Raw genomic sequence first — 12729 nt, forward strand, 5'->3', positions numbered from 1 at the left:
GGAAGTGGTGACCGAAAAGAACGCGCAGTTCAACCTGTCGGGCGGTACGGTGGATGTGCAGGGGGGCTACATTCAGCAAACCTGGCTCAAGGGCCCGGAGGGCCGCCTGTATGAACTTTCCAGGGCTCCGGGCGACATCCTCTACACCGGCTTTTACAAGGGTTATGAAGACAGCAGTGATCGCTGGGGCCGTACCGATCATTACTACAACCCGCTGATTGCGCCGCAACGCCGCTATGAAGCCGGTTACACCGTGGGCCGCGATGCGGGCAAGCTGGTAGTCGGCACCCGCAGTGCGGTACTTGAAGGCAAGCTGATCAGCGATGTGTTCCAAGGTGATCGGCAGAGCAAGGCACCGATCATTAATCTCGACGGTTACCAGCAGTCACCGCTGGCCGCCGCGCAACGTGCGCAGTTGATCATCGGCAGCTACACGCCGGTCTTCAACAAAGCCACCGGCACCTTGCGCTACGGCCTGAACCCGGTCGCTGACGAGGTGCTGTTTGAGTCCAACACGCAAAAAATTGCCGATGGCTTGAACCTGGATGGGGTCTTGCCAGCGGATCGTCAGGGCAAAATCATTCTCGACAGCGACCTGCTCAATGGCTTTGAACTGGGTGCGCTCAAGGCCTCGGCCAAGCAGCAGGTGGTGGTCAACGGCGCGCTTAAAGTCGCTGATGGCGGCGATATCACCCTGTTTGCGCCACGGGTGGCGGTTAACGCCAACCTCACGGCCCATGCGGGCAACATCAACGCGGGCAACATTCTCAACCAGCCTGACACCGAGCGTGCTATGACCGTGGGGGATGTGTATCTGGGGCCAACGGATGAGATGCCTGCGTGGGTCAAGGTCGCCGAAGGGATCAAGCTCGACGCTTCCGGGCGCTGGACCAACCTTGCACAAGACGGTGTGAACAACGCCAGCGCCGGGTATTTGAATGGCGGCAAGGTGTCGCTGCGCAGCACCGGTGACTTGAGCCTGGCCGAAGGCAGCGTGGTAGAGGTGTCGTCCGGCGCAACCCTTGGCCTGGACGGTAAGGCCAGCGGCGGCAAGGGCGGCAGCGCTACGCTGGCGGCGATGAACACGCTGGAGTTAGGCGGTGAGGTGCGCGGTTACGGGGTAAACGGCGGCGGCACGCTGGCCGTGCAGGCGCGCAAGGTACAGATCGGCGACAACGGCACCGCGCCGGGGGCCGACACCCTGCATCTGGCAGGGGACTTCTTCAATAAAGGCTTCTCGGCCTACGACATTACCGGCAACGAAGGGCTGATCGTCACCGATGGCACGAAAGTCGACGTGACGATGCCGGTTTATCATTTGGGCGAGCAGGCAGCGTCCACGCCAACGGGCAGCGATCCGACCACGGCCCTTGAGCGCTGGACGCCGTCGCTGTATCAGGAGGATGCGCTCAAGGGCGTGCTGACCCAGCGCCGGGGTGCCAGCCTTACTTTGAACGCCGGTACCACCCTTGCCTCGGGCGAGCAGGCGGCGACCACTGCGCTGATGGTGGGCAAGGGAACGGTGATTAATGTCGACCCTGGTCAAGCGATTAACCTGCGCAGCATCGGCCAACTGACGGTCGATGGCACGCTGAACGCCTGGGGCGGCAGTGTCAGCCTCACGGGCCTGAGCAACAGCGAATCCAGTACAGTCGATGGCATCGGCCATGGCCGCTCGATCTGGATCGGCGAGCAGGCGCTGATTGACGTGGCCTCGCGTGCCGTGACCGCTGTTGACAGCCGTGGCCGTGTGTATGGTCAGGTGCGCAATGGCGGGCAGATTATTGTCGGCGGCGATGTCAACCCAAGCACGGGTATCGCCACCGCCAGCGATCTGTTTGTGGTGGTGCGCGAAGGCGCACGCCTGGACGCGTCCGGTAGCCAGGCGTTGTTGGATATACCGGGGCAGGGCCGCGTCAACGTGGCCAGCAATGGCGGCAATATTGCCTTCGCCTCCAATAATGGCCTGTACCTGGACGGCAGCTTCAAAGCCAATGCCGGCGGCTCGGGTGCGGCAGGCGGGCGTCTGTCGCTGGCGCTGGAAGCCCCGTATTACTTGAACGAGCACGTTACAGACCGTGTGTTGCCGGTGCGCCAACTGGTGCTGAGCCAGCAGCATAAAACCATCGCCCTGCCTGACAGCGCTGAAGCGGCGGCGGATTCGCTGATCTACGGTCACGGTGCGCTCGGTGTGGATCAGGTCAAGGCCGGTGGTTTTGACAACCTGACGTTGCTGGTCCGGGGTGTGTTCAGCGTTGACGGTGATATCTCGCTGAGCCTGGGGCAAAGTCTGCACCTGTATACCGGTGGCGTCAGCCTGACACGCAATGCCAACCCGAGGTCGCACGTTAACCTCCGCGCCCCGCATGTGGTCCTCAGTGGTCTGTTGGAACCGGATAAATCCGGCATGGAAGCCTGGACGCGGCCTTACATCGCTGACACATCGCCAGGGTTGCGCAGCGAGGGCACGTTAGTCGTTGACAGCGACCTGCTGGACATTCGCGATCGCGTTGGTTTCGGCGACACGCTGAGCTTCGATAACGTCCAGCTCAACAGCCGCGGCGACCTGCGCTTTCTCGCCGGGCGTGATGGCGGCGATACCTCCAGCGGTTTCAGTACCGTTTTGCGTACAGCAGGGGATTTGACTCTGCGCGCGGCGCGTATTTACCCAGGCAGTGAAATCAAGGCTCAGGTGTTGGTTGGGGGCATCGACGTCATCGATAACCAGGTGGTTTTTGATCCGACCCGCACCCTGACGATCGAAAAGGTCGGCGATGATCACGGTGTGGCACCGGACTCGGTCTTCGGACGTTTGCAATTGGGGGCTTACACCATCAAACAGGGCGGCGTGTTGCGTGCGCCGCTGGGGATGATTGAACTCGGTAACGCGGGCAACTCCCGGGTCGAACTGTTGCCGGGCAGCCTGACGTCGGTCAGCGCCAAAGGCCTGGTGCTGCCGTATGGCGGCACTGTGGATGGTCAGGTTTATCGCTACAACGGTAAAAACGTGGTCTTCGTCGGGCAGGGCGGCCTGGGGATGTCCGGCAGTGGTGAACTGACCGTCGGTGTGATTCTGGGCGGCACGAAGGCGACGGTATTGCCCGGTGCCACCCTGGATTTGTCCGGCGGCGGCGAGTTGTTGGGCGCAGGCTTTATTTCAGGGCGTGGCGGTTCGACCGATGCGCGTTTCAACCCGTTGGTACAGTTTGGGGCCAGCAGCGGTTTTACCTTGCCGGGCCTGGCGACCAACCCGGTTTATGCCATCGTGCCGGGCGTTCAAGCCGGTTATGCACCGGCCACGGGCGAAGCCGGCGCGAGCACGCCGCTGGTGGGCCAGCAAATCACCATTGGCGCAGGCGTACCGGGCTTGCCCGCAGGTACCTACACCTTGATGCCATCGACCTACGCCTTGAAACCGGGGGCTTTCCGGGTGGAGATCAACGGCCTCGCCGGGCAGGGCAGTGATGGCTCCACAACACTGATGCGCAACGGTTCGTGGTCAACGGCCGGGCAACTGTCGATTATCAATACGGGCATTCACAACAGCGTTAACAGCCAGGTGATCCTGACCTCGGCCGATACCTTGCGCCGTTATTCGCAGTACAACGAAACCAGCTACGCCCAATTTGCCATGGCTGATGCGGCCAGGCTCGGCGTACCACGGCCCATGCTGGAAGTGGACGCCAAAACCCTCAAGTTGGCGTTTACCGGCGGTGCCGGCAAAGACACCTTCACGTTCGACGGCATTGGCAAATTTGAAGCGGCCAAAGGCGGTTACGGCGGTACTGTGGGGGTTATCAACCTGGGCGGCGATACCCTTGAGAGCCGGTACACCCAAATCGTCGATGCCAACAGCTCGCTTGAGGCGTTCGAAGGGCTGACGTTGACGGCGCAAAGCCTTAACAATCTGAATGCCAAGCGCATCTTTATTGGCGGCTTGCCCCAAGTGGAATATGGCCGTAACGGCAATATCGTCAAGTTCCCCTATGGCGTGAACACACCGGGCAACTCGGTGTTTGTGCGCAGCGGTGCGACCCTCTCGGCACCTGAAGTGGTGATCGTGGCAGGCCCCGGCGACATCGTGATCGAACAGGGGGCTTCGATTACGACCCTGGGTCGCGGTGCAGCGGTCTATGACGCTCGCGACGGGTTTGTTTACGAGGGTGTGCCGAGCATGCTGGCCGTGTCCAATGGCCTGATCAATGTGCTGCCTTATGTCAACCACAGTGCCGAGCCGACGGGCGATATCCAGATCGGCGTGTGCCCGAGCGGCAACTGTTCGGGCCAGACTACGATCTATTCCGAGGGCAGTATCGTCGCTGCGACCGATAAATCCCTGCAACTGGACGATGCCGTGCGTTATGGCACTCGCCACCTGACGCTGGCCTTGAGCAACATTAACGTCGGCAGCACGGCCGGGCTGGCGGATGCGGCCGCGCGCAATGTGTTGCCAGCGGGCTTGACCCTTAACCAGCAAGTGCTTGAACGCTTGATGCGCGGTGACACCCACACGGGAGCCCCGGCGCTGGAAACCCTGCAACTGTCGGCGGGCCAGGCGTTCAACTTCTATGGCACCACGCTTCTGGATACCTACGACGCACAGACCGGCAAGTCGTTGCTGAACAATCTGGTGCTGTCGACCCCGGCGATCTACGGCTTGGGCAATGCCGATGATGTCGCGACCATCCACACCGCCAATCTGATCTGGCAAGGTGCCACGGGCGCACCGGGCGCTGTGATCACTGACGGTGCGGGCACCGGCAGCGGGCGTCTGGATATCAACGCCGAGCGCATCGAGTTCGGTTATGGCCCGTTCGCCCAGCCCAGCAACAACACCGTGTTTGACCGGCTGGTGCTGGGTTTTGCCAACGTCAACCTGAATGCCAGTGATCGCATCACGGCCAACTACAAAGGCAGCCTGTCGGTGTACCAACGCCAGGGCGCGTATGACCCGGTCACAGGCTTTGCCTACAGCGGCGGCAATCTCAACATCGTGACACCGTTGATGACCGGTGAAGGTGGCTCGGTCAACCGCATGACCGCGGGCGGTACCATTGATATCTCGGCGGGTGCCGGTCCTCGCGGCACGGTCAAAGGGTTTGGCGGCGAGCTGTCTTTCAAGGGCGAGAGCATCCGCCTGGCCTCGTCGGTGGTATTGCCGAGCGGCAAGGTCACGCTGGACGCCACGGGTGATGTGGAGTTGACCGATGAATCGTTGATCGACGTGGCCGGTCGTGCCGTGGTGTTCAACGACATCACCCAATACGGTGCAGGCGGCGACGTACTGCTCGATAGCCGCCACGGCACTATCCGCCAGGCGGCGGGTTCGACCATCGATCTGTCAGCCAAGCACAACCAGGGTGGCAAATTGCGCGCCGTGGCGCTGGACGTAGCGGGCGGCATGGTGGATCTGCAAGGCAAGATCCTGGGTGGCAACAGCGGTTACTACAATGCCGGCGGCACCCTTGTGCCGTATCAGGGCAGCACCGTCGAAGTCCAGGCCCAGCGCCTGGGGGCCACGGGTTCGCTGGATCAACAGTTTGCAGCGCTCAACCAGCGCCTCAATGACGGCGAAGTCTTCGGCACTCGCAGCTTCCAGCTCAAGCAGGGTGATCTGACCATTGGCAACGGCCTCAAGGCCAACATCATCAACGTCTCGGTCGACAACGGCACGCTGCGAGTGACGGGCCTGGTGGACGCCAGCGGTGAACGCGTGGGCAGCATCAACCTGGCCGGTAAAAAAGGCCTGACCCTGGACGGCAGCGCGGTACTCGATGCCCACGGCAGTCAACTGCGTGTCGACAGCTACGGCAAAATCATCGATTCCCCGAACCGGGCGATGGTGGTGCTGGGCTCCGGCACCGGGCAACTGACCCTGGCGGACGGCGTTCGCATCGACCTGCGTCACGGCACTGCGGGCACGCCGGGCAATGACGGGCGCAACCGCGGCACCCTGGAAATGAACGCGCCACGCCTGAACAACAACGACATCGCCATTGATGCCAGCGGCCGTCTGGACATTAAAGGTGCGCGGGCAATCACCCTCAACGGCATGGCGACTTACGACGACGCGCCCGTGATGACTGACACGACCGCCAGCGGCAGGCCGTATCAGGTGATTGACCAGGCGTATCTGGATGGCAAGCACGCCTTGAGCACAGCGTTTATCAAGGCCGCGTTGCAAAACAGCAATCTGTTGAACAACAAGCTGGCCGGGTTGAACACCATCACGTACGCCGACACCTTCCACCTGCGTCCGGGCGTAGAAATCATCAGCAACACCCCGAATGGCGACCTGGTGGTGCAGGGCGATGTCGACCTGTCCGGCTATCGCTACGCCAGCCTCAACCGCAACAGCCAGAAGACCTCGGTGTACGGCTCGGGTGAATCCGGCAGCCTGACCTTGCGTGCCGGGGGCGACCTGAGCATCTACGGCAGCATCAACGATGGCTTCGCGCCACCGCCGGAAACAATGGATGACAACGGCTGGGTGTTGTTGAAAGGTCGCGACTTTACCAGCGGCGACACCATCGTGCCGGGCAATGGCGTGGTCCTGGCAGATGGCACCACCTACATGGCGGGCTCGGTGCTCAACTACGATTTGCCGATCAAAGGCATGACCGTGGTGGCCGGTACGCGCTTGCCTGCGCGGGCAACCTTGGCACAAGCGCTGACCTTGCCTGCCGGCACCGTGTTGGCGGCTGCGATACTCGACGCTTCGGGCAATGCGCTGCTGGCGGCCGGCACCTTACTGAGCCAGCCGTACACCTTGCAAGCCGGTACTCAACTGGAAGCTGGGACCTTGTTGGGTCAGTCCGCCTCGCTGCGGGCCATGCTCTGGCCTAAAGGAGTGCCATTGCCAGCCCTGTACCAAGCGCTGGACCCAGGCCGAAATGTCGTCATCCTGGATGGCAACATGACGTTGGCGCGCGGGGCGCTGATTCCGATGGGCACCGATGTGAAGCTGGTGGGCAACGTTGATTCGATCCAGTTGCGTCCTGAAGTGGCTGGACGTCAAGGCAAAAACTGGGCGATTTCACCGATGCTGGCCGAAGGTTCGCAGTCGTGGTCACTGCGCCTGGTCGCCGGCGCGGACACCGAAGCTGCGGACATCAGCCTGCTGCAACCTCATCCGGGCAACGGCACACTGCGCCTGGCCGACAGCCACTTCGGCATGTTTGCCAAAGAGTTACCGCCCAAAGGTGTGCTGGTCTGGACCGCTTATGCGGTTGAAGACCTTGGGAATGCCGGCGTTGAGGTCAAGGAAGGTGATCCGGTTGATCAATCGATCCTGGATCAGTTTGAGCTGGGGTCGGTTGCCGATTTTTGCACTAACTTCGCCGACTACTGCCAAGCCAAACTCATGTATGTCTGGACCTCGTACGCAGCGGGCATCCTGCAGAGAAGAGGTATCATCGTTGCGGTAGGAAGCGAGGTCGATGATCGGATCCTGGAGTCTCTTGGGGTTAGAGGGGGCGCGTCTACATTCTGCGTGGCCACACCGAGCTACTGCGTGTCGAAGAGCCCCAAGGAATATGCACCCCTGCCGACCAGCTCGCGCTTCAGTGTGGTCCGTACCGGCACCGGAGACCTGCAATTGCTCAGCGGTGGCAACCTGAGCGTGGACTCTTCGTATGGTGTGTACACGGCGGGCACCTCGTCCACTGGCACTTACGCGGGTGATCCCTTCAACCAGCCACGGGCGTTGAAGGGCGGTAGCACCGTGCTCAAGGAAAAACCCAGCTATTTCGAGCAGTTTGTTAACGGTGGTAGCGAAAGCCTGTACCGCGCTTGGTACCCGGAGGCGGGCGGTAACCTGACGCTAAACGTAAATGGCAACCTCACCGGCAATCTCGACAACGGGGGGAGCTATAGCCAGTTCAGGCCTAACCCGGATGACAGCGGCAACAACACGGCTGATGTCGGTAACTGGTTGTGGCGTCAGGGCAGTGGCAATGCGGCAACGGGCGGGCAGGCTCAGCCTGTTGCCTGGTGGATCAATTTTGGCACTTACACCAACATCGCCTCTGACAACCTGATTGGTTTCACGGGTTTTGGTACGCTGGGTGGTGGTGACCTGAACGTGAACGTGGGGGGCGACGCGGGCTCCTTGAAAAAACCGACCTACACGATTGATGGAAACAACAAACGCACCCAGGGCCTGGTGCTGGCCGTTGGCAGCACGGGCCGGGTGAGCAGCGATGGCAGCCTGCAAGTGACCGGTGGCGGTGACCTGCGCGTGCAAGTGAGAGGCGCACTAAACCCTGTAGCCATTATTGAAACACTCGGCAATCGTGACGGTGTACTGGTCAACACACGCGGCAATGTGCAAGTGCAGGCCGCCAGCATCGGGCGCATCGACACGTTGTACGGCACTTCGGCTCAGGTGCCGGGTGATGTGCGTGCGGCTGAACCCCTGCGCGCCAGCCGCAGCATGCCGCAGGGCGGGGTGACTCTGGTAGCAGGCGATGCAACGTTCAGTCTGCACACCTTGGGCGACCTGGTCGTGCAAACAGTTGATGATGCAGGGCGTGTGCGCCAGTACAACCAATCAGCCTTCAGCCGTAATAACGTCAATGGCGGTTCCAGCAGTTGGTTTACTTTGTGGACCCCCAACACCGCCGTCGACCTGTATGCCGAAGGCGGCAACCTGACGCCGATTGTAACGGGCCTGAACACGGACATGGCGGTGGTGTATCCATCGATCCTCAGGGCCACCGCGGCCAGTGGCAGTTTTTACTATGGCAAGGCTTCCACGTTCCGTGATTACGACAGCTACAGTTACCCGCTGCTGCTGGCTCCAGGTAAAAACGGGCAATTGCAGTTCCTGGCGCAGGACTCGATTTACGCCGGTGGCTTTAGCGTTACCCAATCCAGCACAGCGCTCAGCAGCATGGCCACCCCGTGGAATCCGGCCTTTTTGGCCACGCTCGGGTGGGAAAATTACAGCAACCTGTCACAAACCGGTAACTACGGTACTTTCGGCAATGGCGGGCTGTCACTGTTTACGTTTGGTCCGGGTACAGTCTCTGAGGCTTTGAGCACTACCGCGGATCCTTCACGCTTCTATGCCGTGAAGGGCGACCTGATTGGTGTTAACAGCGGTCGGATCATTGCTTACAACAACCCTAACGTCCCGCATGGCGGCGAAACCTGGTACGAAGGCAGCCGTCCGGTGTGGATGATGGCCGGGCGCGATATCGTCAGCAGCGGGGCCAACCCCGGGGACAATGGTGAGGTTTACCCAGAGGTGATCACCACGGGCAACCTGTTTGTTCATAACAACGCGACCGATATCTCCATCGTCTCGGCTGGGCGCGACATCATTTACAGCAGCTTCAACATTGCCGGGCCAGGCGGGCTGGAGATCACCGCCGGGCGCAGCATCGTCATGGACGACAAGGTCAGCGTGACCAGCATTGGCCCGATTGTTGACGGCGATTTGCGTCAAGGGGCGAGCATCGCCCTGCAAGCAGGAACAGGCGTTAACGGTGCGCACTACCAGCGCTTTGCCGAGGCTTACCTCAACCCGGCCAACCAGATTGCGGTCGGTGAGCCGTTGTCGGCATCCAACGGCAAGGTGGCCAAGACCTACGAAAACGAGTTGGTGGTCTGGCTGGCCGAGCGCTTCGGCTTTAGCGGTAACAGCGAACAGGCCGTGGCGTACTTCAAACAATTGCCCGGCGAGCAGCAGCGCGTGTTTGCCCGTGACGTGTACTTCGCCGAGCTGGAGGCGGGCGGCCGTGAGTACAACCAGATTGGTGGTGTGCGTGAAGGCAGTTATGCCCGTGGCCGGGCGGCGATTGCAGCACTGTTCCCGGAGAAGGACGTGGCGGGCAATGCCATCACGTATCAGGGCGACATCCGCCTGTTTGGCGGGGCGGGTGTTCACACCGACTTTGGGGGCTCGATCCAGATGCTCACCCCGGGCGGTAGCCAGACGTTCGGTATCGAAGGCGTGGCTCCACCGGCTTCGGCGGGCGTGATTACTCAGGGCGCGGGCAATATCCAGCTGTACTCACTGGGCAGCATCCTGCTGGGTCAAAGCCGGATCATGACCACCTTCGGAGGCTCGATCATGGGCTGGTCGGCGGCCGGTGACATCAACGCCGGCCGGGGTTCCAAGACCACCGTGGTGTATACGCCGCCCAAGCGTGTGTATGACGGCTGGGGCAACGTGGCCCTGTCGCCCTCGGTGCCGAGTACCGGTGCCGGTATCGCCACGCTGAACCCGATCCCGGAAGTGCCGGCCGGTGACATCGACCTGATTGCACCGCTGGGCACCATCGATGCGGGTGAGGCGGGGATTCGCGTGTCGGGCAACATCAACATCGCCGCCCTACGGGTGGTGAACGCGGCGAACATCCAGACCCAGGGCAAGTCGTCCGGGGTGCCGGTGGCAGCGGTGGTGAACACCGGGGCCATGAGTTCGGCCAGCTCGGCGGGCGCGGCAGCGTCCCAGGCGGCAGAAGGGGCGGCCCGTAATCAACAGGCCGCGGCGCGCCAGGGGCGGGCGTCGATTGTCACGGTTGAAGTGCTGAGCTTTGGCAACGAACCGGTGCAACACGCGCCGGAACAGACCCAAGTGACGCCGGGGTACAACCCCAGCAGCCCGGTGCAAGTGCTGGGGGCAGGCCCGCTGAGCGAACAGGCTCAGGCCCGGTTGACTGATGCTGAGCGGGGGCAGATCAGCCTCTAACTAAAGACTTTACGTCGTAGTTCTGCCTTGGGGTGATCATTGATCACCCCTTTTTTTGAAGCCCCTCTGCCCGTTGTCAACGGATTTATTTTGCGGATTTGTGAATTTTCGATGACATCGGTTCAGTCCAGCCCCTCGTAAACCGCCTGTTTCCTATACGTACAGCCTGCCTTGCCCTTGGGCGATTACAGAAAGGATGATTCCAGATGGTCCGTTGCAACTCTTCCGTTCGACACCGCGCGCGTGCTGCTGCTGAGCGCCCGATAACACTGGGCCTCAAGCCGCTGGCCCATGCCATCGCCTTGCTGATGGCTGCAGGCACTGCGCAGGCCGCGACGCCGTTCAGTTCCGGCTGGTTCGCTGACAAGGGCGCATCGCAGGCCGCCACCGCTGCCCGAAACAACGCGCAGTTGCCAACGGTTCCGACGCTGAGCCAGCAGGCCAAGGTCAATCAGCAGTTGCAACGCTCCTTGACCACGCTCAACACCACGGTCGCGGCCATTGCTGCGCAGCAGGCAGCCCAAGCCGCCGGGCGCCAAGCGGCGTTGGGGCAGGTGTCGACCATTCCAGACGGCCTGGGCAAGGGCGGTTTGCAGGTCGATAACAGCTTGAGCCAAGGCTGGACCAACGCCAAAGGCCCGACGCAAAGCCAGGCCGGTGGCAAGACCAAAGTGACCATTGAGCAAACCGCTGACAAGGCGATTCTCAACTGGGAAACCTTCAACGTCGGGCGCAATACCACGGTCGATTTCCAGCAGCAGTCCAACTGGGCCGTACTGAACCGCGTCAACGACCCTAACGCTCGCCCGAGTGAAATTCAGGGCAACATCACCGGCGCGGGCACGGTGATGATCCTTAACAACAACGGTGTGATTTTCACCGGCACCAGCCAGGTGAACGTGCGCAACCTGGTGGCGGCCGCGGCCAATATCACCGACGACCAGTTCACCCAGCGCGGCCTTTACGTGGACGCCAACGGTAGCCAAGCGACCTTCACCGATGCCGTGGGCAAGGTTGACGTGCAACGCGGTGCGTTGATCCAGACTCACGCGGCCGCTACGTCCACTGATGCGGGTGGTTATGCCTTGCTGCTCGGCGCGGAAGTGGAAAACGCCGGTACGATCATTACCGCCAAGGGCCAAACCACCCTGGCCGCCGGTGACAGTTTTTATATCCGTCGCGGCGTGGGCACTGCTGGTAATCAGGGTTCGACCACCCGTGGCAACGAAGTGGCGACCAGCCTCAAGGCGGGCAGCAGCGCCGGTAAGGTCACCAACAATGGCCTGATCATGGCCGCCACCGGCGATATCACCCTCACCGGGCATCACGTGCAGCAAAATGCTGTTGCGCTGGCCAGCACCTCGGTGGACACCCGCGGCACGATTCACCTGCTGAACGCGATCACCGACACCACGGGCAGCGTCACACTGGGGCAGGGCAGCACCACCGCCATTTTGCTGGACGACACGGGCAATACCGCCCTTAACAGCCAACGCGACAACGGTCTGATTAACCTCGACGGTCGTCCTAATGCGGTGAACACCGCCACCGGGCGATTCAACAACCTCAGCACCATCAGTGACCGTATCGACCAGTCCCGCATTGAGATCGTCAGCGGCGGCACGGTAGAGTTCAAGGACGGCTCCACCACGCTGGCCACGGGCGGCCAGGTGGCTGTGACGGCAGGCCAGCGCAGCCTGGTACGTGACGGAGCCATGATCGATGTGTCAGGTGCGGTCGGCGTCAGGGTGTCGATGGAATCCAACAGCATCAAGATCAACGTGCAAGGCAATGAGCAGCGCGACGCGCCAGTCAACCGCGAAGGCGGCAAGTTGATTAACAACGACGTGTGGGTCGATTTGCGCGAGCTGGTGTTTGTCCCGGCCGGCACCAACGGCTACGCGACGGACCGCTGGTACACCGCCGGTGGCCTGCTGGAAGTGGGCGGCTACCTCGGCACTCAGGGCCATGGCGTGGGCGAGTGGATGGCCCAGGGCGGCACGCTGACGTTTACCGGCAAGGAAGTGGTG

2 protein-coding genes are annotated in these 12729 nt (G+C 61.7%); both read left to right on the forward strand.

The window, feature by feature from the left end; all coding sequences use genetic code 11:
- Positions 1-10699 (forward strand): filamentous haemagglutinin family protein (locus Q1W15_RS00410; protein ID WP_300719459.1); only part of this gene is annotated, 10699 nt, incomplete at its 5' end.
- Between the two features lie 206 nt (positions 10700-10905).
- The coding region (locus tag Q1W15_RS00415) for a filamentous hemagglutinin N-terminal domain-containing protein (protein ID WP_300719461.1) at positions 10906-12729 on the forward strand (1824 nt) is incomplete at its 3' end.

This window comes from Pseudomonas sp. (assembly GCF_030150285.1).
Classification (GTDB): domain Bacteria; phylum Pseudomonadota; class Gammaproteobacteria; order Pseudomonadales; family Pseudomonadaceae; genus Aquipseudomonas.